General features: G+C 69.5%; 23 protein-coding genes. 11 read left to right on the forward strand and 12 right to left on the reverse strand.

The window, feature by feature from the left end:
- Positions 1–129 precede the first annotated feature (129 nt).
- The gene (locus ITJ62_RS10385; protein WP_194601715.1) at positions 130–1,689 is read left to right on the forward strand and encodes a DEAD/DEAH box helicase; all 1,560 of its coding nucleotides are present in this window, start codon (positions 130–132) and stop codon (positions 1,687–1,689) included.
- 146 nt (positions 1,690–1,835) lie between these two features.
- On the opposite strand, the gene ITJ62_RS10390 is transcribed toward ITJ62_RS10385, so the two are convergent.
- Positions 1,836–2,690 (reverse strand): PHP domain-containing protein, encoded by an 855-nt coding sequence (locus ITJ62_RS10390; RefSeq protein ID WP_194602501.1) that lies wholly within the window; start codon positions 2,688–2,690, stop codon positions 1,836–1,838.
- 82 nt (positions 2,691–2,772) lie between these two features.
- On the opposite strand from ITJ62_RS10390, the gene ITJ62_RS10395 reads away from it, so the two are divergent.
- Together ITJ62_RS10395 and ITJ62_RS10400 are read left to right on the forward strand one after the other, a co-directional pair.
- Positions 2,773–3,810 (forward strand): endonuclease/exonuclease/phosphatase family protein, encoded by a 1,038-nt coding sequence (locus ITJ62_RS10395; RefSeq protein ID WP_194601718.1) that lies wholly within the window; start codon positions 2,773–2,775, stop codon positions 3,808–3,810.
- A gap of 41 nt (positions 3,811–3,851) precedes the next feature.
- Positions 3,852–5,249 (forward strand): aminopeptidase P family protein, encoded by a 1,398-nt coding sequence (locus ITJ62_RS10400; protein WP_194601723.1) that lies wholly within the window; start codon positions 3,852–3,854, stop codon positions 5,247–5,249.
- Between the two features lie 42 nt (positions 5,250–5,291).
- On the opposite strand, the gene ITJ62_RS10405 is transcribed toward ITJ62_RS10400, so the two are convergent.
- Positions 5,292–5,795: a general stress protein gene (locus tag ITJ62_RS10405; RefSeq protein WP_079705546.1), complete on the reverse strand. Its 504-nt coding sequence runs from the start codon at positions 5,793–5,795 to the stop codon at positions 5,292–5,294.
- A gap of 68 nt (positions 5,796–5,863) precedes the next feature.
- On the opposite strand from ITJ62_RS10405, the gene ITJ62_RS10410 reads away from it, so the two are divergent.
- Genes ITJ62_RS10410 through ITJ62_RS10420 form a run of 3 tightly spaced genes read left to right on the forward strand, consistent with a single transcriptional unit; the run spans position 5,864 to position 8,865 of the window.
- Positions 5,864–7,177 (forward strand): magnesium transporter MgtE N-terminal domain-containing protein, encoded by a 1,314-nt coding sequence (locus tag ITJ62_RS10410; RefSeq protein WP_079705545.1) that lies wholly within the window; start codon positions 5,864–5,866, stop codon positions 7,175–7,177.
- The gene (locus ITJ62_RS10415) at positions 7,155–7,697 is read left to right on the forward strand and encodes a DUF1003 domain-containing protein (protein WP_071261025.1); all 543 of its coding nucleotides are present in this window, start codon (positions 7,155–7,157) and stop codon (positions 7,695–7,697) included. Before ITJ62_RS10410 ends, ITJ62_RS10415 begins: the two co-directional genes overlap by 23 nt.
- Positions 7,690–8,865: an Mrp/NBP35 family ATP-binding protein gene (locus tag ITJ62_RS10420; protein ID WP_194602504.1), complete on the forward strand. Its 1,176-nt coding sequence runs from the start codon at positions 7,690–7,692 to the stop codon at positions 8,863–8,865. The genes ITJ62_RS10415 and ITJ62_RS10420 overlap by 8 nt, the downstream gene beginning before the upstream one ends.
- A gap of 35 nt (positions 8,866–8,900) precedes the next feature.
- On the opposite strand, the gene ITJ62_RS10425 is transcribed toward ITJ62_RS10420, so the two are convergent.
- A complete protein-coding gene (locus ITJ62_RS10425; RefSeq protein WP_194601726.1) occupies positions 8,901–9,341 on the reverse strand; it encodes a Sec-independent protein translocase TatB in 441 nt (146 codons plus the stop codon).
- A 71-nt stretch (positions 9,342–9,412) separates the two neighbouring features.
- On the opposite strand from ITJ62_RS10425, the gene ITJ62_RS10430 reads away from it, so the two are divergent.
- Positions 9,413–10,045 carry an O-methyltransferase gene (locus ITJ62_RS10430; protein ID WP_064296167.1) on the forward strand — a complete coding sequence of 211 codons (633 nt, stop codon included), beginning with the start codon at positions 9,413–9,415 and terminating at the stop codon, positions 10,043–10,045.
- A 92-nt stretch (positions 10,046–10,137) separates the two neighbouring features.
- On the opposite strand, the gene ITJ62_RS10435 is transcribed toward ITJ62_RS10430, so the two are convergent.
- From ITJ62_RS10435 to dapE, 3 genes are all read right to left on the reverse strand, one after another.
- Positions 10,138–10,311 carry a DUF3117 domain-containing protein gene (locus tag ITJ62_RS10435; RefSeq protein ID WP_079002123.1) on the reverse strand — a complete coding sequence of 58 codons (174 nt, stop codon included), beginning with the start codon at positions 10,309–10,311 and terminating at the stop codon, positions 10,138–10,140.
- Positions 10,312–10,414: 103 nt separating this feature from the next.
- Complete coding sequence (locus ITJ62_RS10440; RefSeq protein WP_228498152.1) at positions 10,415–11,638, reverse strand: hypothetical protein; 1,224 nt, start codon at positions 11,636–11,638, stop codon at positions 10,415–10,417.
- Positions 11,628–12,725, reverse strand: coding sequence for a succinyl-diaminopimelate desuccinylase (dapE, locus tag ITJ62_RS10445; RefSeq protein WP_194601729.1), 1,098 nt, complete (start codon positions 12,723–12,725; stop codon positions 11,628–11,630). Before dapE ends, ITJ62_RS10440 begins: the two co-directional genes overlap by 11 nt.
- A 51-nt stretch (positions 12,726–12,776) precedes the next feature.
- On the opposite strand from dapE, the gene dapD reads away from it, so the two are divergent.
- Positions 12,777–13,754, forward strand: a complete 978-nt coding sequence (gene dapD, locus ITJ62_RS10450; RefSeq protein WP_194601732.1) for a 2,3,4,5-tetrahydropyridine-2,6-dicarboxylate N-succinyltransferase — start codon at positions 12,777–12,779, stop codon at positions 13,752–13,754.
- Between the two features lie 83 nt (positions 13,755–13,837).
- Here dapD and ITJ62_RS10455 read toward each other — a convergent pair whose 3' ends face one another.
- The 4 genes from ITJ62_RS10455 to ITJ62_RS10470 form a co-directional block, all read right to left on the reverse strand.
- The gene (locus tag ITJ62_RS10455) at positions 13,838–15,097 is read right to left on the reverse strand and encodes a citrate synthase (protein WP_064296340.1); all 1,260 of its coding nucleotides are present in this window, start codon (positions 15,095–15,097) and stop codon (positions 13,838–13,840) included.
- 179 nt (positions 15,098–15,276) lie between these two features.
- Positions 15,277–16,398 carry a succinyldiaminopimelate transaminase gene (gene dapC, locus ITJ62_RS10460; RefSeq protein WP_370581892.1) on the reverse strand — a complete coding sequence of 374 codons (1,122 nt, stop codon included), beginning with the start codon at positions 16,396–16,398 and terminating at the stop codon, positions 15,277–15,279.
- Positions 16,399–16,402: 4 nt separating this feature from the next.
- Positions 16,403–16,726 carry a ferredoxin gene (fdxA, locus tag ITJ62_RS10465; RefSeq protein ID WP_079705538.1) on the reverse strand — a complete coding sequence of 108 codons (324 nt, stop codon included), beginning with the start codon at positions 16,724–16,726 and terminating at the stop codon, positions 16,403–16,405.
- Positions 16,727–16,765: 39 nt separating this feature from the next.
- Entirely contained in the window at positions 16,766–17,299 is a 534-nt protein-coding gene (locus ITJ62_RS10470) for a hypothetical protein (protein WP_194601735.1), read from the reverse strand.
- Positions 17,300–17,502: 203 nt separating this feature from the next.
- On the opposite strand from ITJ62_RS10470, the gene efeU reads away from it, so the two are divergent.
- From efeU to efeB, 3 genes are all read left to right on the forward strand, one after another.
- Positions 17,503–18,351, forward strand: a complete 849-nt coding sequence (gene efeU, locus ITJ62_RS10475) for an iron uptake transporter permease EfeU (protein WP_194601738.1) — start codon at positions 17,503–17,505, stop codon at positions 18,349–18,351.
- A 55-nt stretch (positions 18,352–18,406) separates the two neighbouring features.
- On the forward strand, positions 18,407–19,618 hold the full coding sequence (efeO, locus tag ITJ62_RS10480) for an iron uptake system protein EfeO (protein ID WP_192018202.1): 1,212 nt from the start codon (positions 18,407–18,409) through the stop codon (positions 19,616–19,618).
- A 113-nt stretch (positions 19,619–19,731) separates the two neighbouring features.
- Positions 19,732–21,096: an iron uptake transporter deferrochelatase/peroxidase subunit gene (efeB, locus tag ITJ62_RS10485; RefSeq protein ID WP_194601741.1), complete on the forward strand. Its 1,365-nt coding sequence runs from the start codon at positions 19,732–19,734 to the stop codon at positions 21,094–21,096.
- Between the two features lie 67 nt (positions 21,097–21,163).
- Here the strand turns inward: efeB and ITJ62_RS10490 are convergent, their stop codons facing one another.
- Positions 21,164–21,595 carry a hypothetical protein gene (locus ITJ62_RS10490; protein WP_124769011.1) on the reverse strand — a complete coding sequence of 144 codons (432 nt, stop codon included), beginning with the start codon at positions 21,593–21,595 and terminating at the stop codon, positions 21,164–21,166.
- A gap of 71 nt (positions 21,596–21,666) precedes the next feature.
- Positions 21,667–23,574 (reverse strand): translational GTPase TypA, encoded by a 1,908-nt coding sequence (typA, locus tag ITJ62_RS10495; protein ID WP_194601746.1) that lies wholly within the window; start codon positions 23,572–23,574, stop codon positions 21,667–21,669.
- Positions 23,575–23,659: the final 85 nt, after the last annotated feature.

Here is a 23,659-nt window from a genome sequence, read left to right on the forward strand (position 1 = left end):
CCCTATCCGCAGCGCGCCGATCGCCGCGTTCAGCGCGCCCAGCGGCCTCTCGGGGCGTCCCGGGTAGGATAGCCGTGCCCCGGCGTCGGATCGGGGCCCTACACCTGTGTGCAATCGAAGGTGTAGACCATGACTGCACTGACAGGTATCTCCGTGACTTTCTCTGATCTCGGTGTCGACCAGGACATCGTCGACGCCCTCACCACCAAGGGCATCATCGAACCATTCCCCATCCAGGAGCAGACGATCCCCCTCGGGCTCGCCGGCCAGGACATCATCGGCCAGGCCAAGACGGGCACGGGCAAGACCTTCGGGTTCGGCATCCCGATCGTCCAGCGCCTCGGCCTCGACCCGGCTCCCGGCGTCAAGACCCTCGTCGTCGTCCCGACCCGTGAGCTCGCCGTCCAGGTGTCCGAGGACATCGAGATCCTCATCTCGAACCGGTCGACGACGCTCGTCTCCATCTACGGCGGCAAGGCCTACGAGGGACAGATCGAGCAGCTGAAGGCCGGGGCCCAGATCGTCGTCGGCACGCCCGGACGTCTCATCGACCTCAACAACCAGCGCCTCCTCGACCTCTCGGGCATCACCGAGATGGTGCTCGACGAAGCCGACAAGATGCTCGACCTCGGCTTCCTCGCCGACATCGAGAAGCTCTTCTCCAAGACTCCCGCCGCGCGTCACACGATGCTGTTCTCGGCGACCATGCCCGGTCCGATCGTGGCCCTGGCCCGCCGCTTCATGAGCAAGCCGATCCACATCCGGGCGAGCGACCCCGACGAGGGGCTCACGCAGGCCAACATCAAGCACCTCATCTACCGCGCGCACTCGCTCGACAAGGACGAGGTGATCTCGCGCATCCTGCAGGCCGAGGGTCGCGGCAAGACCGTGATCTTCACGCGGACCAAGCGTGCCGCCGCGAAGCTCGTCGAGGAACTCACCGACCGCGGGTTCAACGCCGCGGCGGTGCACGGCGACCTGAACCAGGAGCAGCGCGAGCGGGCGATGGCGTCGTTCAAGGCCGGCAAGCGCGACGTCTTGATCGCCACCGATGTCGCCGCTCGTGGCATCGACGTCGACGACGTCACCCACGTCATCAACCACACGATCCCCGAGGACGAGAAGACGTACCTCCACCGCGTCGGCCGTACCGGTCGCGCCGGGAAGACGGGTATCGCCGTCACGTTCGTCGACTGGGACGACCTCCACAAGTGGGCGCTCATCAACCGCGCCCTCGAGTTCGGTCAGCCGGAACCGACGGAGACCTACTCCTCGAGCCCGCACCTGTTCACCGACCTCGGGATCGCCGAAGGCACGAAGGGCCGGCTGAAGCCAGCCAAGGCCGTCGAGCCCGCTCCACGACGCGAGGGTTCGCGGAGCGCCGGCGGACGCGACGGTTCGCGGACCGGCGGCGGACGCGAGGGTTCGCGGACCAGCGGCGGTCGCGGAGGTGAGCGCGGCGGACGCGGAGGCGACCGCACGCAGCCGACCAGCACCCGTCTCGAGTCCCAGCCGAGCACCCGCGCCCACTCGCGGACGCACGACGCCGCCTCGACCGACACCGTCGACCGCAGCGCGCCCGCAGCAGGCACCCACGACGGCCACGGTCCGGAGCACCGCGACGGCAACAGCGCTCCCCGCCGCCGGAGCCGGACGCGCCGCACCGCTCCCCCGGCCCCCACGGCGTAGATCCGCCACGCAGAACGCCCGCACCCTTCCGGATGCGGGCGTTCTGCATGTCGCGAGCGCGGCACTCGGAGCCGGACGCCCCGTGGGCACGTCGACAGGCTCAGTGACCGAGGGGAGTTCGACCGGGACTCCGGACGCGCGGCAGATCAGTCGGGCAGGACGGGTGCCGAGCCGGTGGCCTCGGCCACGATGCGCCGGACCACGTCGATGTCCGTGGTGTTCTCGCCGAGGCGGTTCGGCTTACCGGTCCCGTGATAGTCGCTCGAACCGGTCGCGACGAGACCCAGCTCGGAGGCGATCCGCCGCACGACGACCTTCCCCTCCTCGGTGTTCTCGCGATGCTCGATCTCGAGCCCGAACAGGCCCGCGTCAGCGAGTTCGCGGAAGTACGGTTCGGGCAGCATCCGGTCGCGGCCGGCCGGGACCGGGTGGGCGATCACGGGGACGCCACCGGCGGCGCGGACGAGCTTGACCGCGGTGAGCGGGTCGGGCGCGTAGTGCGGCGCGTAGTACCCGGTGCGCGGATGCAGGATGCCGTCGAAGGCTTCGCCACGGTCGGCCACGATCCCGAGGGCGACGAGGGCGTCGGCGATGTGGGGCCGTCCGACGGTCGCACCTTCGCGGGTCTGCGCGAGGACGTCCGCCCAGGACAGCGGGTAGTCGCCCCCGATGCGTGCCACGATGCCTTCGGCCCGCCGGAGCCGGGACTCCCGGATCTTCGCGGTCTCCTGGAGCAGGTCGCCGTTCAACGGATCGATGAGGTATGCGAGCAGGTGCACGCTCCGCCACTCGTAGCGGGTGCTCAGTTCCATTCCGGGGAGCAGGGTGATGCCCTGACGGCGCGACTCGCCGGCCGCCTCGGCCCAGCCGGCGGTGGAGTCGTGGTCGGTGAGGGCGATCGTGCCGAGCCCCGCGGCACCGGCAGCGCGCATCAGCTGCGTCGGCGTCTCCGTGCCGTCCGAGACGCTCGAGTGCGTGTGCAGATCGGCGGGGCCGTGCATGTCTCGAGCGCTCACCACGCTTCCACCCTAGTCGCAGGTCCCGCCCCGAGGACTCCCAGACCGCTCGCCTACGCTGACGCGGGTGCTGAAGACCGTCGGTGGCGTCATCGCGGCCGTGCTCGCGATCGCGACCACGGCCCTGCTGGTCGTGGCCGTCCTCCCCGGGCTGTTCGGTCTCGCGCAGGCCCAGGTCGTCGTCCAACTGAGCGCGTTCCGCCTCCTCGTGGCGATCGTCGCCGCAGGCGGCGCCCTCCTCTGCATGGTGACGGCGATCCTCGTCCGGGGATCCCGGCGGGTGCTCCCCTCGGTCCTGGCGGTCGTCCTCGCCGCGGTCTCGGTCACCGGCGCCGTCGTCACGGCCAACCGCGGGATCGACGACCAGATGGTCGCCGGAGAGGCGACCGACCTCCCGGATCAGGTCACGGTCCTCGCCTGGAACACCCTCGGCGACGCCGTCGACCCCGGGACGATCGCGGCGATCGCGGTGCGTGAGGGCGCCGACGTCGTCTCCCTGCCGGAGACCTCGTCCGACACCGCGGCGGTCGTCGCCGCCGCGATGACCGCCGCCGGACGGCCGATGGTCGCGCATTCGACCGACGCCGACGCAGGAGGGACGAGCCTCCTCATCAGCACCGGACTCGGCGAGTACGCGGTCCGCGCACCGACGGCGACCGGCCCGACCGCCATCGAGCGCTCGGAGACCCTCATCGCCGATCCGGTCCTCGGTCGCGGACCGGCCCTCGTCGCGGTCCACACCACGGCCCCACTGCCGAGTCGGCTCGACGACTGGCGCGCGGAGCTCGCCGATCTCGCCGGCCGCTGCACCGACGACGCGGACGTGATCATGGCCGGCGACTTCAACGCGACGCTCGACCACCTCGCCGGGTTGCGGGGCGTCGGCGACCTCGGCGCGTGCCACGACGCCGCCGCGGCCGACGCGGCAGCCGGGCTCGGTACCTGGCCGACCGAGCTCCCGGCGGTCCTCGGCGCGCCGATCGACCACGTCATGGCGACACCGGGATGGGTCACCGTGTCGGCTCACGTCCTGACCGACGTCGACGGCACGGGCAGCGATCACCGGCCCGTGGTCGCGACGCTGCTCCCCCGCACGGCGAGCTGAGCGTCGGGTGCCTGTCGCGACCGCAGTGCGACAATGGAGGCATGGCGACTTCCGCAGACACATCCAGTTCGAACACCGTCCAGACCGAGGCGACCTCCAACCGGGCGGCCGCCTGGTCCGAGGGCTTCCGCGCCTTCATCGGCACCGGGTGGGCAGACCGCCCAGAGGTCCTGCCGGAGCCGCGGGAGACCGCCGGCCTCGCAGCGGCTCGTCGTGAACGCCTCTCGGCCCAGTTCCCCGGTCAGCGTCTCGTCCTCCCCGCGGGCGGGATGAAGCAACGGTCGAACGACACCGACTACCTGTACCGGGCGCACTCCGCCTTCTCGTACTACACCGGCTGGGCGGCCGACACCGAGCCCGACAGCGTCCTCGTGCTCGATCCCGAGGAGTCCGGCCACACCGCGACCCTGTACTTCCGAGAGCGAGCGGGCCGCGACACCGACGAGTTCTACACGAACGCGGCGATCGGCGAGTTCTGGATCGGCGCGCGTCCGTCGCTCGCCCAGGTGGCAGCCGACCTCGCGGTCGCGACCGCCGACCTCTCGACGTTCACCGCCGACGCAGCCGATCTCACGGTCGACGTCGACGACGACCTGACGCGCGCCGTGTCCGAGATGCGCCTCGTGAAGGACGCCTACGAGATCGCGCAGATGCGTCTCGCCGTCGACGCGACCGCGCGCGGCTTCGACGACGTCGTCGCCGAACTCCCGAAGGTCCTCGCTCACGAGCGCGGCGAGCGCATCGTCGAGGGCGTCTTCGCCGGGCGGGCTCGAGCCGACGGGAACGGCGTCGGGTACGAGACCATCGCCGCCGCCGGGCCGCACGCCTGCATCCTCCACTGGACGCGCAACGACGGACGGGTCGTCCCGGGCGACCTCATCCTCATCGACGCCGGCGTCGAGCTCGACAGCTACTACACCGCCGACATCACCCGCACGATCCCGGTGTCCGGCATGTTCACCGAGGTCCAGCGCCGGGTCTACGAGGCCGTCCGTGAGGCCGCCGACGAGGCCTTCGCCATCGTCCGCCCCGGCATCCGGTTCCGCGAGGTGCACGCGGCCGCGATGGCGGTCATCGCACGCAAGACCGCCGATTGGGGACTGCTCCCCGTCACCGCCGAGGAGGCCCTCCTGAAGGAGAACGAGCAGCACCGGCGGTACATGGTGCACGGGACGAGCCACCACCTCGGCACCGACGTGCACGACTGCGCGCAGGCCCGCCGCGAAATGTACGCCGACGCCGTGATCGAGCCCGGCATGGTCTTCACCATCGAGCCCGGCCTCTACTTCCAGGTCGACGACCTCACGGTCCCCGAGGAGTACCGCGGCATCGGCGTCCGGATCGAGGACGACATCCTCGTCACCGAGGACGGCGCCGAGAACCTGTCGGCCGGCATCCCGCGCACCGCGGACGAGGTCGAGGCCTGGCTCGCGCGCTGAGCCCGTCCGCCGGGCGACGGCTCGGAGCCTGACGCGGCCGGATCAGCCCGCGTCGGTCTCCGGGCCGCGCTCCAGGAGGTTGCGTGCGCGGTTCGCGAGCTCACCGCCGACGATGAGGTCGTAGCGCGTCGCCACGACCAGCGTGGCCGAGGTGTACTCCTGTCGCTTGCGGGTCACCGAGTACGACACGATGCCGAACAGCATGCCGAACGCGGCACCCATGAGCACCGCGGCACCCAGCAGCATGAGGTTCGTCTCGGGGTTGAAGATGACGAGGACGAGCCCGAGGAACAGTCCGAGCCAGGCACCGCTGACCGCACCGGCTCCCGCAGCACGGCCGTAGCTGAGGCGACCGGTGACGCGTTCGACGCTCTTGAGATCACTGCCGACGATCGAGATCTCCTTGACCGGGAAATCGGTGTGGGCGAGCGACGAGATCGCGGCCTGCGCGGACTCGTAGCTCTCGTAGCTGGCCACCGTCTCGCCTCGCGGGATGACGCCGAGCGCCGGGGCGCCCTTCCGGCCGAACTGTCGCGGATCACTCATGCCTCCATCCTCTCACCCCGCCCGGAGCGGGCACTCCAGGCCGACCACCGGCGGGTAGGTTAGTAGTCGTGAGTGCAACCAGAGTGTTCGTCGCCAGGCTCGCCGGGTGCACCGTCTTCGACCCCGCGGGCGATCGTGTCGGCAAGGTCAGGGACGTGCTCGTCGTCTACCGCACCGGCAAACCCCCGCGGGTCGTCGGCCTCATCGTCGAGATCCCCGGGAAACGCCGTGTGTTCGTGTCGATCGGCCGCGTGACGAGCATCGGCGCCGGGCAGATCATCACCACGGGACTCATCAACGTACGCCGGTTCGAGCAGCGCGGTGGCGAGGTGCGCGTGATCGCCGAACTCTTCGGCCGACGCGTCGTCTTCCGCGCCACCGGCGAGGAGGCGACGATCGAGGACGTCGCCATCGAGGAGCAGGGCCCCGGCGAGTGGCAGGTGTCGCAGCTGTTCGTCCGCCGCCCGAAGACCACCGCCTCCCCCTTCGTGAAGGGCCCGACGACCTTCGCCACCTGGAACGAGCTGCGCGAGGAGCAGGAGCTCGGCGAGGCCCAGTCCGCCGAGCAGCTCATCGCGACCTACGCCGACCTGAAACCGGCCGACCTCGCGAACACGCTCCTCGACCTCCCGCGCGACCGGATGATCGAGGTCGCGGAGGAGCTGTCGGACGATCGCCTCGCGGACGTGCTCGAGGAGATGCCCGAGACGGACCAGGTGCAGATCCTCGCCCAGCTCGACGACGACCGCGCAGCAGACGTCCTCGATCAGATGCAGCCGGACGACGCGGCCGACCTCATCGCCCAGCTCCCCGAGGACCGCGGTGAGCACCTCCTCGAGCTCATGGAGCCGGAGGAGGCGGAGGACGTCCGCATGCTGCTCCGGTTCGACCCGGAGACCGCTGGTGGCCTCATGACGACCGAGCCGATCATCCTCTCCGCCGACGCCACCGTCGCGGAGGCCCTCGCGTCGATCCGACGCTCCGAGCTGGCACCGGCGCTGGCGGCCGGCGTCTGCATCACCCTGCCGCCGTACGAGTCGCCGACGGGACGCTTCCTCGGGATGGTGCACTTCCAGCGCATGCTCCGCTACCCGCCGCACGAGCGCCTCGGGACCCTGCTCGATCAAAGCCTCGATCCGGTGGGCGTGCGGACCTCCGCCGCCGAGGTCTCGCGGATCCTCGCGAGCTACAACCTCGTCCAGGTACCCGTCGTCGACGAACAGCACCGGCTTCTCGGCGTCGTGACGATCGACGACGTCCTCGACTACCTGCTCCCGGACGACTGGCGCAGCATCGACGAGAACGATGAACTCCCGGCGTCGGAACAGCGGCTCGGATCGAACGGAAGGAGGGCAGGTCGTGGCACGAGCTCCCCGCAATGAGGTCAGGCTCGACGCCCCGAAGGGGCTTCGGAGTTCCGTCCGTTCCATCCGCCGCGCCCCGGCCTCGCGCGACCGCTTCGGCCGGTTCACCGAGTGGATCGCCCGGGCGATGGGCACGCCGTGGTTCCTCCTCGGCCTCACCCTCTTCGTCATCCTGTGGATCGCCTGGAACACCTACGGTCCACTCGCCCTCCGGTTCGACTCCGTCGACATCGGCTTCGTGGCCCTGACGCTCGTGCTGTCGCTCCAGGCCTCGTACGCGGCGCCGCTGATCCTGCTCGCCCAGAACCGTCAAGACGACCGCGACCGGGTGCAGATCGAGCAGGACCGGCAGCGGTCCGAACGCAACCTCGCCGACACCGAGTACCTCGCCCGTGAGGTCGTCGCACTGCGACTGGCCCTCAAGGACATGGCGTCGAAGGACTTCATCCGCGCCGAACTGCGCTCCCTCCTTGAGGAACTCGATCGGGATCGCACCGACCAGCCCGAACACGACGGGCCTGAGCGTCGGCGTGGCTGACGCCGGCGCGGCTGACATCGGCCTCGCCGAGCGGATCAGGACCGCGCTCGCCCGCGTCATCGACCCCGAGATCCGCAAACCGATCACCGAACTCGACATGGTCGGCCCGATCACGGTGGACGACACCGGTGCCGCCGATGTCACGATCAAGCTCACGATCGTCGGCTGCCCGGCAGCGGCGAGCATCGAGCGCGACGTGCGTGAGGCCACCGCGGCGACCCCCGGGGTGACGAGCGTCGCGGTCGACGTCCAGGTGATGACGACGGCGGAGCGTCAGGCACTCACGGAGCGCCTGCGAGGCGGCCGCAGCGCCCGCGGCATCCCGTTCGGCCCGGACTCACTGACCCGCGTGTACGCCGTCACGAGCGGCAAGGGCGGTGTCGGGAAGTCGACGGTGACCGCGAACCTGGCCGTCGCACTCGCCGCCAGCGGCCTGCGGGTCGGCCTGGTCGACGCGGACGTCCACGGGTTCTCCATCCCGGGGCTCCTCGGACTGGTCGAGAACGGCCTGGCCGTCAAACCGACGCAGGTCGGCGACATGATCCTGCCGCCCGTCGCCCACGGTGTGAAGGTCGTCTCGATCGGCATGTTCATCGACGCACCGACGGACGGCACCACCGCCGTCGCCGTCGCCTGGCGCGGACCGATGCTCCACCGCACCATCCAACAGTTCCTGACCGACGTGTTCTTCGGCGACCTCGACGTCCTGCTCCTCGACCTCCCGCCCGGCACCGGGGACGTCGCCATCTCCATCGGCCAGCTGCTCCCCCACGCCGAGGTGCTCGTCGTCACGACACCGCAGCCGGCCGCCGCCGAGGTGGCCGAGCGCAGCGGCGTGGTGGCGCGCCAGACCGGGCAGCGCGTCCACGGCGTCATCGAGAACATGGCGGGTCTCCCCCAGCCCGACGGCAGCGTCCTGCAGCTGTTCGGCTCAGGGGGTGGCGAGGCGCTCGCAGAGCGGCTGTCGATCGGCCAGGACGCCCCGGTACCGCTCCTCGCCTCGGTCCCGCTCAGCGTTCCGCTTCGGGAGGGCGGAGACGCCGGGCTGCCGATCGTCCTCTCGGATCCGACGGATCCCGCCGCTGCCGAGATCCTCCGGCTCGCCGGTCAGCTCGCTGCGAGACCGCGTGGCCTCGCCGGTCGTCGTCTCGGCGTCAGCACGAACTGAGCTGTCCGGGTCGGACGTGTGCGACCGGAGCGGGCTCAGGTGGCTTCGAGGTCGAACGGGGGTGCGGCGGTCTCTCCGGCGGCGAGTCGGCGCAGGCGCTCGTCGGTCGCTGCCTGGATCGACTTCGGCTTCTCGAGCGACGGAACGGCTGCAGCGGCGGCCGCGGCTGCGGGAGCCGCGTTGAGCGGAGCGGTCGTCGCGACCGTCGGCGTCACCGGCGGCTCGTCGTCGAGGAGCGCCTCGCGGATGATGCGTCTCGGATCGTACTGACGCGGGTCGAGCTTCTTCCAGTCGACCTCGTCGAACTCCGGCCCCATCTCCTCGCGCATCCGGTCCTTGGCGCCGGAGGCGAGGTCTCGGAGGGTGCGGACGAGTCGCGCCAACTGGGAGGCGTAGTACGGCAGCCGTTCCGGACCCAGCAGGAACACGGCGATGACCCCGATGATGAGGAGTTTGTCGAAGGTCAGACCGAACACGACATCAGACTACCGCGCGAGCCTCAGCTGTCGGAGCAGTTGCAGGCCATACGCTGGGATCCGGAGGCAAGGTGTCAGAACACAATCTCAATTGGAAGTACGCGGGCGACGTGGTCGTCGAGAGCGCGGCGATGCTCACGGCGCGCGCTCACGCGCACGAACTGGGTGTCGAACCGATCTCTCCCGCGATCGGCGCGCAGATCGCGGTGGTGGCCGCCGCCACCCGCGCGGAGTCCATCGTCGAGGTGGGGACCGGCACCGGCGTCTCCGGGCTCTGGCTGCTCCGCGGTGCCACGAGCGCGGTGCTGACGTCCATCGACACCGAGATCGTGCACCAGCAGCAGGCACGCGCGGCGTTCACGGAGGCCGGCATCACGACCAACCGCATCCGCCTCATCACCGGCAGCGCGCTCGACGTCCTGCCGCGGATGAACGAGAACTCCTACGACCTCGTCCTCGTCGACGGCGACCCGGGATCGGTCATCGAGTACGTCGAGCACGGACTCCGTCTGGTGCGTCCCGGCGGCACCGTACTCGTCCCGCATGCGCTCTGGCGAGGCCGCGTGGCCGATCCGGCTCAGCGGGACGAGACCACAGGACTCTTCCGCTCGCTCGTCCAAGAGATCTCCGCGTCCGACGCGGTCGTCAGCGCCCTGTCGCCCGCCGGCGACGGCCTCCTGCAGATCACCAAACCGAACCTCTGAGCCTTCCGTACGACGACGAACCGGCCGCCATCCTGACTCTGAGAGCAGTGATGACGGCCGGTTCTCGACTCATGCGGCGTCGGTGACGGGGATCAGCCCGCGCTCACCACACCCGCGAGTGCATCATGCAGTTCTTGAGCCTCTGCGTCGTTGACCGACACGACGAGACGCCCTCCCCCTTCAAGAGGCACTCGCACGATGATGAGCCGACCCTCCTTCACGGCCTCCATTGGCCCGTCTCCGGTGCGTGGCTTCATTGCGGCCATGCGAGTCCCCTCTCGTTATTCGACTGACCCCTATTATCTCGTATCACGGGGGCTCGTGATAATCCTGAGCGCGGCGAGGCGCAGGATGACGCCGGATCCGCGCTCAGGGAATGGTCCAATACGCGTTCGCGAGGCCGTACATGACGAAGATCCAACACCATTGCAACGCCAGCGAGGCGATGACGACGCCACCGCGGTACCAGCGGTTCCGTGGGACGGCGACTGCACCGAGGAGCGGGAAGACCGGTACGAGCAGCCGGAAGACACTCGTCTGCGGGAAGAACACCGCGAAGAGGTAGAGGAGGTAGGACCCCACCCACAACCGGAGGTCGGCACCGAGCCGGCGCACCGGCGGGAGGAACAGGAGCACGACGGAGCCGACGAAGATCGCGGCGACGACGACGATGCCCGGACCATCCCCGAACCAGAACTGACCGCCCTGGATCCAGGCCGAGAACGGGACGAGGGGCTGCTCCCCGATGAAGGCGGCCCGCCACGCCAGCTCCGTCTCGAGGTACGCCTCCGGCGTCCCGGTGACGAGACCGGCGATGACCATCCACGCGAATCCGGCGAGGGCAGCGAGGGCCCCACCCGCGAGGATGAGGACGACCTCCCGGCGCGCGAGCGGGTCGCGGTGTCGCGTGACGATCCGCACGATGAGATGGAGGCCCAGCAGGAGCGAGAAGGCCAGGACTCCGGGGCGGGTGAACGCCATGACCGGGATGACCGCGAGGAGCCAGCCGTACCGGCGCGTCACGAGCAGGAGCAGCGCGAGCGTCAGCAGCAGCAGGAACATCGATTCCGCATAGGCGACCTGGAACAGGGCGCTGAGCGGCGCGATGCAGAACAGTACGACGGCGAACATCGCCCGTTCATCGCCGAGGCGGATGCGCAGGAGCCGGTGGAACAGCAGGGCCGCCCCCAGGCCGCAGCACAGCGAGACGATCACAGCCATGACCGGCCACGGCAGGAAGGTGACGACCGAGAGCGCCTTCACGACCCCTGGATAGACCGGCATGAACGCCCACGCGTTCTCCGCGACCCGGCCGGCGTCGTCGAGCGGCAGCTGGGTCGGGTAGCCGTACGTCGCGATCCACCAGTACCACTGTCCGTCCCAGCCGGCGGCGAGCGTGCCGAGCGAGGGGAACGCGCCGAACCGGGAGTCCGGCGCCTGCAGCAGACTCGCGACCGCGAACATCGCGGTCGTCACCAGGCGGGACAGCACGTACACGACGGTGATCCGCCCCCACCAGGGCAGGCGGGCCCAGCGCCGGAGCATCGACGGCCGCTCCTCGACCTCGGTCGAGTGGGCCGCGTCAGCGACCATCGGGCCCGGTCAGCCAGGCGCGGAGCCCGCGCTCACAGTCCTCGATGTGCGCGAGCGGGACGCGCTCGTCGTCGGCATGGGCGAGGAGCGGGTCACCCGGTCCGTAGTTGACGGCGGGGACGCCGAGTGCGGAGAAGCGTGCGACGTCCGTCCAGCCGTACTTCGGGGCCGGTGTGCCGCCGACCGCGGCCAGGAAGTCCTGGGCGATCGGCGCGTCGAGCCCGGGACGAGCGCCCTCCGCGACGTCCGTCTGCACGACCTCGAAGCCGGAGAAGAGTTCCTCGAGGTGGGCGAGCGCCTCGGCACCCGTCCGGCTCGGAGCGAAGCGGTAGTTCACCTCGACGGTGACGAGGTCGGGGATCACGTTCCCGGCGACGCCGCCGGTGATCCCGACCGCGTTGACGCCCTCCCGGTAGACGAGCCCGTCGACCTCGACCTCCCGTGGCGTGTACGAGGCGAGCGTCGCGAGGACCGGGGAGATCGCGTGGATCGCGTTGACGCCGACCCAGCTCCTGGCCGCATGCGAGCGCTTGCCGTGGGCGCTCACGTGGACGCGGAGCGTTCCGTTGCAGCCACCCTCGACGCCGGCGTTGCTCGGCTCGCCGAGGATCGCGAAGTCACCGACGAACAGGTCGGGACGGTTCCGCGCGAGACGCCCGAGGCCGTTGAGGTCGGATGCGACCTCCTCGTTGTCGTACCACATCCAGGTGATGTCGACGATGGGATCGGTGAGCTCAGCCGCGAGCTTCAGCTGGACCGCGACGCCGCCCTTCATGTCGACCGTCCCTCGACCCCAGAGCACCGCCTCGCCGTCGCGCTCCTCGAACCGGGTCGGGACGTTGCCGTTGATCGGGACGGTGTCGATGTGGCCGGCGATGATGACCCGCTGTGCACGTCCGAGCGAGGTGGAAGCGACCACCGTGTCGCCGTCGCGCACGATCGTCAGGTGCTCGAGACCCTCGAGCGACGCCTCGATCACGTCGGCGATGCGGGCCTCATCCCCCGAGACGGAGGCGATGTCGCACAGCTGCTGGGTGAGTTCCACCGAGGAGACGGACAGGTCGAGTACGGGGACTTCGGCTGGCATGGCACCAGTGTATTGGCCGTCGACCTGAGTGTTGGCCGGTACCCTGGAGCCATGACCGCTGTGCCTGCCGAGACCCCTGTTCCGACTCACGCCTGGGGCTCCGGCCTCGCGACCATCGCCGCCGACGGCACCGTGCTCGACACCTGGTTCCCCGAGCCCTCGCTCGGACGGATCCCCGAGGGCCGCGACCGCTGGATCGCCCCCGCAGACCTCGAGGCCCTCGCGACCGACGACGAGCGCCGGGCCGTCCGCATCGACATCGTCACGGTCGAGATCGAGCTGCAGGCCGCTCCGCAGAGCACCCCGGACGCCTACCTGCGGCTGCACCTGCTCAGCCACCTGCTCGTCCAGCCGAACACGATCTCGCTCGACGGCGTCTTCGCGCACCTCCCCATCGTCGTCTGGACCAACGCCGGCCCCGTCCACCCCGCGGACTTCGACCGCCTCCGACCGTCGCTCCTCCGCGCCGGCATCCACGCGACCGGCATCGACAAGTTCCCGAGACTCCTCGACTACGTGACGCCCGACAAGGTCCGGATCGCCGACGCCTCGCGCGTCCGGCTCGGAGCCCACCTGGCACCGGGCACCACCGTCATGCACGAGGGCTTCGTCAACTTCAACGCCGGGACCCTCGGCGCGTCGATGGTCGAAGGACGCATCTCGCAGGGCGTCGTCGTCGGCGACGGCAGCGACATCGGGGGTGGTGCGTCGATCATGGGGACGCTCTCCGGCGGCGGGACGCAGCGGGTGGCGATCGGTCAGCGCGCCCTCCTCGGCGCCAACTCCGGCATCGGCATATCGATCGGCGACGACTCGGTGGTCGAGGCGGGTCTCTACGTGACCGCGGGCACCAAGGTCGTCCTCGCGGGTGCTGCGGCCACGGCCGAAGGCGCGCCGCGTACGGTCAAGGCGGTCGAGCTGTCAGGTGTCCCGAACCTCCTGTTCCGTCGGAACTCACTCACCGGTGCCGTCGAGGTGCTCCCCCGCTCGGGCTCGGGCGTCGAGCTGAACGCGGCACTGCACGCCTGACCCGGCCTCCCGGTACGCAGAACGGCCCCGCATCCGAGGTGGATGCGGGGCCGTTCTGTGCGCCGCCGACGCGCGCGACGGGACTAGCGCGTCGGGAAGGGACGCTCGGGCGAACCCGTGTACAGCTGCTGCGGGCGCCCGATCTTGGTCTGCGGGTCGAGGTTCATCTCACGCCAGTGGGCGATCCACCCGGGCAGGCGTCCGATGGCGAAGAGCACCGTGAACATCCGCGTCGGGAAGCCCATCGCCTTGTAGATGACGCCGGTGTAGAAGTCGACGTTCGGGTACAGCTTGCGCTCCTTGAAGTAGTCGTCCTCCAGGGCGATCTGCTCGAGCTCCTGAGCCAGGTCGAGCAGCGGGTCGTTGATGCCGAGCGCCCGGAGCACCTCGCCGGCGCTCTCCTTGACGAGCTTGGCGCGCGGGTCGTAGTTCTTGTAGACGCGGTGCCCGAAGCCCATGAGCTTCACGCCGTCTTCCTTGTTCTTCACGCGGTCGACGAAGCGCTGCACGCCCTCGCCGGACTCCTGGATCCGGCCGAGCATCTGCAGGACGGCCTCGTTCGCGCCACCGTGCAGCGGACCCGACAGGGCGTTGATACCGGCGGACACGGAGGCGTAGAGGTTCGCTCCGGTGGAGCCGACGAGGCGGACCGTGGAGGTCGAGGCGTTCTGCTCGTGGTCCTCGTGCAGGATGAGCAGGAGGTCGAGCGCCTTCGACAGGACGGGATCGATCTCGTACGGCTCGGCGAGGTTGCCGAAGTTCAGCTTGAGGAAGTTGTCGACGAAGCTCAGCGAGTTGTCGGGGTAGAGGAACGCCTGCCCGACCGACTTCTTGTGCGCGTAGGCGGCGATCACCGGGAGCTTCGCGAGCATGCGGACCGTCGTGAGCTCGACGTGGTCGGGATCGTGCGGATTGGCGTCCGACTCGTAGTAGGTCGACATGGCCTGCAGGGCGCTCGACAGGACGGCCATCGGGTGCGCCGTGTGCGGGAGCGCCGAGAAGAACCGCTTGAGGTCCTCGTGGAGGAGCGTGTGGCGCCGGATCTTCTCGTCGAATCCGCCGAGTTCGTCGGCCGTCGGGAGTTCACCGTGGATGAGCAGCCAGGCGACCTCGAGGAAGGTTGACTGCTTGGCGAGCTGCTCGATCGGGTAGCCGCGGTAGCGCAGGATGCCCTGGTCGCCGTCGATGTATGTGATCGCCGACTTGGTCGCCGCGGTGTTGACGAACCCGTAGTCGAGCGTGGTCAGGCCGGTCTGCCGCGTGAGCGAGGAGATGTCGATACTCGACGCGCCCTGGGCTGACTGGTGGATCGGGAATTCGGCCGTTCCGCCGGGGTAGTTCAGGGTGACCTGATGCGTCTCGGTGGAAGCCTGTTTCTCGACGTCGCCCACGGCGCCTCCTCATATCTTTGTGCGATAGGGACTCGACATCGCCCTCCGATACGACGGCGTGTCACATATAGCCTAATCGGCTTCGGACCCTACTGCTGTTTCCCACAGTGATCCGGCGACTTCCTTGGAGTTCACCCTGAAATCGGGCGGAGTCCCCGAAGTCGGGCCGCGGCGGCCGCGATGCGCTCGTCGGTGGCGGTCAGGGAGAGCCGCACGTGTTGCGGTCCGGCCTCGCCGTAGAACACCCCTGGACCTGCCAGGACACCGATCGACGCCAGGCGGTCGATACTCACCCAGGCGTCCTGGCCCTCGGTGATCCACAGGTACAGTCCCGCCTCGCTGCGGTCGACCCGGAACCCGGCCTCGCGGACGGCCGGGAGCAGCACCTCACGTCGGGCGCGGTACCGGGCCTTCTGCTCCGCCACGTGGGCGTCGTCGCCGAGCGCCGCGACCATGGCGGCCTGCAGCGGGGCCGGCAGCATGAGACCCGCGTGCTTCCGGACGGTGACCAGCCGACGCACCAGGCGCTCGTCGCCCGCGAGGAACGCGGCACGGTAGCCGGCCAGGTTGGACTGCTTGCTCAGGGAGTAGATCGCGAGGACACCCTCGGTGTCGCCGTCGGTCACGCGTGGATCGAGCACGGAAGGGGTCGGCGTGTCGGACCATTCCCCCTCCCAGCCGAGTTCCGCGTAGCATTCGTCGCCGACGAGGACGGCACCGAGTTCGCGGGCTCTGGCTCGGGCTGCGCGCAGCTCGTCGACCGACAGGACACGGCCGTCGGGGTTGCCTGGGGAGTTCAGCCAGACCAGCCGGGTGTTCTCCGGCCATTCGGACGGATCGTCGGAGGCGAACGCCTCGGCTCCGGCGATCGCCGCGCCGACCGCGTAGGTCGGGTAGGCGGCCACCGGGTGGACCACGGTGTCACCGGCGCCCAGGCCGAGGAGGAAGGCGAGCAGCGCGACGAGTTCCTTCGAGCCGATCGTCGGGAGGACGGCGTCGAGGGAGAGCCCCTCCACACCACGACGGCGCGCGAACCAGTCGACGATCGCCTGCCGGAGTTCGGGCGTCCCCACCGTGGTCGGGTACGCGTGTGCGTCCGTGGCCGCCCGAAGCGCGTCCCGGATGAGGCCGGGAGTCGGATCGACCGGCGAACCGATCGAGAGGTCGACGATGCCGTCGGGGTGGCGACGGGCCTGCTCCGCATACGGGACCATGAGGTCCCAGGGGTAGTCGGGCAGCGGCTGCAGTGGCACGCGACTACTCGTGGGCTTGTGGCGGCAGCGCGGCGATGAGCGGGTGGTCCGAGGGGATCACGCCGACCTTCGCGGCCCCACCCGGGGAACCGATCTCGTCGAAGAACTCGACATTGGCCTTGTAGTAGTCCGCCCACTCCTCGGGAAGGTCGTCCTCGTAGTAGATGGCCTCCACCGGGCAGACCGGCTCGCACGCACCGCAGTCGACGCATTCGTCGGGGTGGATGTAGAGCGACCGTTCACCCTCGTAGATGCAGTCGACGGGGCATTCGTCGATGCAGGCGCGGTCCTTCACATCGACGCACGGCAGGGCGATCACGTAGGTCACGGGCGGGTGGCTCCCTTCACGAGCACTGAGTTGTCCAGTCTACGCCTGCGGCGAGACGGGGAACGGTTCGGGCGCCGGTCCCGCGGGACGGTCGTCGCGCGTGCGGGCGCGCTCCGGGAGCTTCGGCCACGCGACGACGAGGACGGCGATGAGACCGGGGGCGATGGTCCAGACGAGGCCCGAGACGCTCTGCGGGATGAGGACGGAGCCGCCGGTGCTCTCGAGCAGCAGGATTCCGATCATGAGGATGACCCCGAGCGCCGCTGCCGACGCTGCGAGCCGGTCTCCCAGGACGATGCGGAGTCCGACCAGGAGCATGCCCACGCCGAGGATCCCGAGCACCAGTCCGGCCGGGAGGGCGACACCGAGGACGGAGGGCGCCCAGGCATGCGCGACCGTGCCGATGGCGCCGTACGCCAGACCGACGAGGAACGCGAGGACGATCCCGATCACCCGCGACACCGTGGACTGCTCGTGCGGAGCGTCCTGCTGCGGCGGTGTCGGCGGGAACCAGCGGTCGTCGCCGACCGTGCGGCCGTCTGGGAGGCTGGGGTCGGGGGCCGGATCGGTCATCCGCCGATTGTATCTGGACAGCCTCAGCATCAGGCGCTATGGTCGACGTCGGATAAGGTTAGCCTTACCCAACCGCGTTCCGAAGTCGCAGCGCCCCGCCCGGACCACGGTCCCCGCCCGGCGCGCCCTCGGATGCACCCCCACCCCGCAGACGACGGCCTCCCCCGGGCGACCGCCTGCTCGACGCCCGAAAGTCCGGTCACGTGCTCGCGAACTACCTCATCGGCCTCCGCGAAGGCCTCGAAGCCGGCCTCATCGTCGGCATCCTCGTCGCCTACCTGAACAAGCTCGGCCGCCGGGACGTCCTCCCCCGGTTGTGGCTCGGCGTCGCCGTCGCGATCGTCGTCTCGCTCGGTGTCGGTGCCATCCTCACCTGGGGACCGTACGGGCTGAGCTTCCAGGCGCAGGAGGTCCTCGGCGGCGGACTGTCCATCCTGGCCGTCGGGCTCGTCACCTGGATGATCTTCTGGATGGGGCGCAACGCCCGAGAGCTCAAGCACGACCTCGAGTCACGACTCGACGCCGCCGTCGCCGGATCGGCGATCGGCATCGTCGTCCTCGGCTTCATCAGCGTCGGCCGCGAGGGCATCGAGACCGCTCTCTTCATCTGGGCGAGCGTCAACTCCGGCGAGAACGCCGTCGTCGGCTCGATCGGAGCGCTCCTCGGCATCCTCACCTCCGTCGTCATCGCGTACCTCATCTACCGCGGATTCGTCCGGATCAACCTCGGGACCTTCTTCACGTGGACCGGCCTCTTCCTCGTCGTCGTGGCCGCCGGCGTCCTCGCCTACGGCGTCGGCGACCTCCAGGAGGCGGGTGTCATCCCCGGCTGGGGCCAGGCCGCCTTCGACCTGAGCGCCGTCGTCCCTCCGACGAGCTGGTACGGCACCGTCCTCGGCGGACTCTTCAACTTCACCCCCGCCCCGACGTGGGCACAGTTCGGTGCGTGGCTGCTGTACCTGGTCGTCACGCTCATCTGCTTCATCCGCGTATCGGGTCTCGGCCGTCGGCGCCCGACGGCGGTCACGACCCCGGTCGCGACGAACGCCTGACCCACCACGAACCAATCACCTGCTCCAGCACCAGCACCTTCCGACAGGAGTCTCCATGCAGCACCGCATCATCGCCGGCCTCGCCGGCGCGGGCGTCCTCGCCCTCGCCCTCACGGGATGCGTCCCGAACAAGACCGGCGGCGACGCGCTCACCGTCGCCATCACCGACGACTCGTGCTCCGTGTCCGTGGCGAAGGCGACGGCCGGTGCCGTGACCTTCTCGATCACCAACAACGGCACCGACGTCAACGAGTTCGAGATCCTCGCCTCGGACAAGCTGCGCATCGTCGGCGAGAAGGAGAACGTGACGCCGGGCCAGACGGTGTCCTACGTCGCACAGCTGAACCCCGGCACCTACTACACGGCCTGCAAGTTCCAGCTCGTCGGCGCACCGGTCGGCCTCGCCGAGTTCACCGTGACGGGCGAGAACGCCGCCGTCTCGAAGGACGAGCAGGCGCTCACCGACCAGGCCGTGACGAACTACGTCGCCTACATCAAGTCGCAGGTGGCCGAACTCGTGCCGCAGGTGAAGGCCTTCACCGACGCGTACGCCGCCGGCGACGACGAGACCGCCCGTCAGCTGTTCGCGACGACGCGCGTCTCGTACGAACGCATCGAGCCGACGGCCGAGGCGTTCGGCGACCTCGACCCGAAGATCGACTACCGCGAGGTCGACGCCGTGGCTGAAGGACTCGACTGGACCGGCTTCCACCGGATCGAGAAGGACCTCTGGCCGCCGGCAGCCGACGCGCTGAACTCGGACGGCACGAGCGCGCTGACGGACTGGACGCCGTCGACGCCGGAACAGCGCCAGCAGTTCGCCACCGGTCTCGTCGACGACGTGCAGCAGCTGTTCGACCTCGTCTCCGAGAAGGACTTCACCGTGAGCCTCGGCGACATCTCGAACGGCGCCATCGGTCTCCTCGACGAGGTCGCCGTCGGCAAGATCTCCGGCGAGGAGGACTGGTGGTCCCACACCGACCTCTACGACTTCGCGGCCAACGTGCAGGGAGCCGAGGTCGCGTTCGGCAACGTCAAGGACATCGCCGCGAGCAAGGGTGACGCGGGCACGAAGCTCGTCGGCCAGATCGAGACCGAGTTCACGGCGCTGCAGGACCTGCTCGCGAAGTACGGCAGCCTCGACAGCGGCTTCGTGAGCTACGACACCGTCACCGAGGAGCAGCGCAAGGAGCTCTCCGACCAGGTGAACGCCCTCTCCGAGCCGCTGTCGCAGCTCACCCACACGGTGCTCGGCGTCGCCGAGTAGCACCGACCAGATCCACCGCCGCCTCCGCGGCGCGCCGGGCCGGAACCGCTCAGAGCATTCTGGGGGTTCCGGCCCTGCGGCCTTCCAGCCATCCCTGAATAGCATGAGGTCCGATGACCGAGCACACTCCCCCCGCCACGCCTGCACCCGATGCCGGTTCGACGCCCACTGCGGCTGAGCCCGGGGCCGCGTCCGCACCACCGAACGACGCCCCGCGGCGCGGGCTGTCGCGCCGGGCGCTGTTCGGCCTCGCCGGAGCGGGCGCCGCAGGGCTGGCGGCCGGAGCCGGGGCGACCGCGGCCATCACCGCCGCCGTCAGCGCCTCGGCGAGTGCCGCGGGCGTCACGACGGTCTACCCGTTCAACGGTGCCCACCAGAGCGGGATCACGACGCCGGCGCAGGACCGCCTGCACTTCGCCGCGTACGACGTGTCGGCTGGGACCACCCGGGAGGAGCTCATCGAGTTGCTCCAGGACTGGAGTGTCGCCGCGGCACGCATGACGCAGGGGAAGGAGGTCGCCGACGGCGGTGCCGTTGACGGCTCCCCGCTCGCTCCCCCGGTCGACACCGGAGAAGCGCTCGGACTGCCCGCCAGCGGGCTCACGATCACCTTCGGGTTCGGACCCACGCTCTTCACCGCCGAGGACGGCACGGACCGGTTCGGCATCGCCGACCGTCGCCCGGCCGAGTTGGAGAAGCTCCCCCGCTTCACGGGCGACAACCTCCAGGCGGGCCTCACCGGCGGCGACCTCTGCATCCAGGCGTGTGCCGACGACCCGCAGGTCGCCGTGCACGCGATCCGCAACCTGAGCCGCATCGCGTTCGGACGTGCCTCCATCCGCTGGTCGCAGCTCGGCTTCGGTCGCACCTCGTCGACCTCCACCAGCCAGGTCACCCCGCGCAACCTGTTCGGGTTCAAAGACGGCACCGCGAACGTCAAGTCCGAGGAGACCAAGACGGTCGAGGAGCAGGTGTGGGTCCAGGACGGAGACAGCGCCGCCTGGCTGAGCGGTGGTTCCTACCTCGTGGTCCGCAAGATCCGCATGATCATCGAGACCTGGGACCGCGCGCAGCTCCAGGAGCAGGAGCGCGTCATCGGTCGGAGCAAGGGCGAGGGCGCACCGCTGTCGGGCGGCAAGGAGTTCACTGAGCCCGACTTCGATGCGGTCGGAGCAACGGATCAGCCGCTCATCGACAAGCACTCACACGTGCGCCTGGCGCACCCGACCCAGCTCAAGGGCACGAAGCTCCTGCGACGCGGATACAACTTCGTCGACGGCAACGACGACCTCGGGCGGTTGAACGCCGGACTGTTCTTCATGTCGTACCAGCGATCGCCGAAGCAGTTCATCGACGTGCAGCGCGCGCTGGCCACCGATGCGCTCAACGAGTACATCAAGCACGTGGGGTCGGCGATCTTCGCGGTGCCCCCGGGCGCGGGCAAGGACGGCTGGGTCGGCGAGACGCTCTTCGCGTAGGACACGTCCGGTCGCTGAGCCCCGGTCATTGAGCCCTCCCTGACCGGTCACTGAGCCTGTCGAAGTGCTACTTGACCGTCACCGTGTAGAGGATGCTGTCCGCCGAGGCGACGAGCTTCACGTCGTAGGCCGTCGTCGACAGCGTCACGATCGAACCGTCGCCGTTCGCGATCTCCCCGTCGATCGTGAAGCCCGCCGCGACGAGCGCATCCTTGGCTGCGGTGGCCGCGTCGGTCGCCTGCACCGTGACGACGAAGGTGTCCTTGCCGTCGACCGTCCCACGTCCGCCGTTGACCGTGCCGTCGACCACCGGGACCGCGTCGACGGGGTATCCGTCCGGCAGCCCCTCGTCGAGGTTCACGTCGAAGTCGCCACCGGTGGCGTCGCGGATGCCCTGCTCGACAGAGTCCTTAACGGTGGACTCGATGACGCTGCACCCGGCGAGCGTCGGAGCGAGGACGAGGGCGGCCAGCAGGGCGAGGGAGGCGGGTCGGCGCATGCCCATCAGCTTAACGACCCGATGCCCGGTCTTCCTGAGAGGACCGGGCATCGGTTTGGAGCGGCTGCTGCCTACTCGGACTGCTTCTTGAGACGCGAGTAGCTGCGCTGGCGGGCCTGAGCGTCGAGCTCGACCTTGCGGATGCGCACGTGCTCGGGCGTGACCTCGACGCACTCGTCCTCGCGGGCGAACTCGAGGCTCTCCTCGAGCGTGAGGACGCGCGGCGGGGTCATCGACTCGAAGTTGTCGGCCGAAGACTGACGCATGTTGGTCAGCTTCTTCTCCTTGGTGATGTTGACGTCCATGTCGTCGTTGCGCGAGTTCTCGCCGATGACCATGCCCTCGTAGACCTCTTCGGTCGGCTGCACGAAGAACGACATGCGCTCCTGCAGCGCGATGATCGCGAAGGGGGTGACGACGCCGGAGCGGTCGGCGACGATCGAGCCGTTGTTGCGCGTCGTGATCGTGCCGGCCCACTCGCCGTATCCGTGTGCCAACGCGTTGGCGATGCCCGTGCCGCGCGTGGCGGTGAGGAACTCGGAGCGGAAGCCGATGAGGCCGCGCGACGGCACGATGAACTCCATGCGGACCCAGCCGGTGCCGTGGTTCGACATGTTCTCCATGCGACCCTTGCGAGCGGCGAGGAGCTGGGTGATCGCGCCGAGGTGCTCCTCGGGAGCGTCGATGGTCAGGTGCTCGTACGGCTCGTGGACCTTGCCGTCGATACGCTTCGTGACCACCTGCGGCTTGCCGACGGTGAGCTCGTAGCCTTCGCGACGCATCTGCTCGACGAGGATGGCGAGCGCGAGCTCTCCACGGCCCTGGACCTCCCACGCGTCGGGTCGACCGATGTCGAGGACCTTGAGTGAGACGTTACCGATGAGCTCGCGGTCGAGGCGGTCCTTGACCATGCGCGCGGTGAGCTTGTGGCCCTTGACCTTGCCCATGAGCGGCGAGGTGTTGGTACCGATCGTCATCGAGATGGCCGGGTCGTCGACCGTGATGGCCGGCAGCGCGCGGACGTCCTCGGGGTCGGCCAGGGTGTCGCCGATCATGATGTCGGCGAAACCGGCGACGGCGACGATGTCGCCGGGGCCGGCGCTCTCGGCCGGGTAGCGGTCGAGGGCCTTCGTGATCATGAGCTCGGTGACGCGGACGTTGTGGACGTCGCCGTCGTGGCGGACCCAGGCGACCGTCTGGCCCTTCTTCAACGTACCGTTGAAGATGCGCAGCAGCGCGAGGCGACCGAGGAACGGCGAGGCGTCGAGGTTCGTGACGTGCGCCTGGAGCGGGTGCTCGTCGTCGTACTGCGGAGCCGGGATGTGCTCGAGGATGGCCTCGAAGAGCGGCTCGAGGTCTTCACTGTCGGGCAGTTCGCCGTTGGCGGGCTTGTTGGACGACGCACGGCCGGCCTTACCCGAGGCGTACACGACCGGGACGTCGAGGATGGCGTCGAGGTCGAGGTCGGGGACGTCGTCGGCCATGTCGCTGGCGAGACCGATGAGGAGGTCCTGGCTCTCGACGACGACCTCGTCGATGCGCGCATCGGGACGGTCGGTCTTGTTGACTAGGAGGATGACGGGCAGCTTGGCCTCGAGCGCCTTGCGGAGCACGAAGCGGGTCTGCGGGAGGGGGCCCTCGGATGCATCGACGAGGAGGACGACACCGTCGACCATGGACAGGCCGCGCTCGACCTCTCCACCGAAGTCGGCGTGACCCGGGGTGTCGATGACGTTGATCGTGATCGGGCCGTCGGTGGCGTGTTCGCCCTTGTACGAGATCGCCGTGTTCTTGGCGAGGATGGTGATGCCCTTTTCGCGCTCGAGCTCATTCGAGTCCATGGCGCGTTCTTCGAGGTGGGCGTGTTCGGCGAAAGAGTTGGTCTGTCGCAGCATGGCGTCGACGAGGGTCGTCTTGCCGTGGTCAACGTGGGCCACGATCGCGACATTGCGCAGATCGGAACGAGTGGCGAGCGCCATAAAAGGGTGGCTTCCTTCAAGTGGATGGGATTCGGGCACGATGGTGCCGACGGACCATCATACCGCAGGAGTCCTGGCCGGGGGC

The organism is Plantibacter sp. VKM Ac-2876, assembly GCF_015350715.1.
Taxonomy (GTDB): Bacteria; Actinomycetota; Actinomycetes; order Actinomycetales; family Microbacteriaceae; genus Plantibacter; species Plantibacter auratus.

Excerpts from the sequence above, each read along its gene's own strand:
- ITJ62_RS10435 (WP_079002123.1), bottom strand. The coding sequence starts at position 10,311 with ATGGCCGCAATGAAGCCACGCACCGGAGACGGGCCAATGGAGGCCGTG.
- ITJ62_RS10405 (WP_079705546.1), bottom strand. The coding sequence starts at position 5,795 with ATGAGTGATCCGCGACAGTTCGGCCGGAAGGGCGCCCCGGCGCTCGGC.
- ITJ62_RS10470 (WP_194601735.1), bottom strand. The coding sequence starts at position 17,299 with ATGACCGATCCGGCCCCCGACCCCAGCCTCCCAGACGGCCGCACGGTC.
- ITJ62_RS10490 (WP_124769011.1), bottom strand. The coding sequence starts at position 21,595 with ATGCGCCGACCCGCCTCCCTCGCCCTGCTGGCCGCCCTCGTCCTCGCT.
- ITJ62_RS10390 (WP_194602501.1), bottom strand. The coding sequence starts at position 2,690 with ATGCACGGCCCCGCCGATCTGCACACGCACTCGAGCGTCTCGGACGGC.
- ITJ62_RS10440 (WP_228498152.1), bottom strand. The coding sequence starts at position 11,638 with ATGGTCGCTGACGCGGCCCACTCGACCGAGGTCGAGGAGCGGCCGTCG.
- ITJ62_RS10385 (WP_194601715.1), top strand. The coding sequence starts at position 130 with ATGACTGCACTGACAGGTATCTCCGTGACTTTCTCTGATCTCGGTGTC.
- efeB (WP_194601741.1), top strand. The coding sequence starts at position 19,732 with ATGACCGAGCACACTCCCCCCGCCACGCCTGCACCCGATGCCGGTTCG.
- efeO (WP_192018202.1), top strand. The coding sequence starts at position 18,407 with ATGCAGCACCGCATCATCGCCGGCCTCGCCGGCGCGGGCGTCCTCGCC.
- dapD (WP_194601732.1), top strand. The coding sequence starts at position 12,777 with ATGACCGCTGTGCCTGCCGAGACCCCTGTTCCGACTCACGCCTGGGGC.
- ITJ62_RS10400 (WP_194601723.1), top strand. The coding sequence starts at position 3,852 with ATGGCGACTTCCGCAGACACATCCAGTTCGAACACCGTCCAGACCGAG.
- typA (WP_194601746.1), bottom strand. The coding sequence starts at position 23,574 with ATGGCGCTCGCCACTCGTTCCGATCTGCGCAATGTCGCGATCGTGGCC.
- dapE (WP_194601729.1), bottom strand. The coding sequence starts at position 12,725 with ATGCCAGCCGAAGTCCCCGTACTCGACCTGTCCGTCTCCTCGGTGGAA.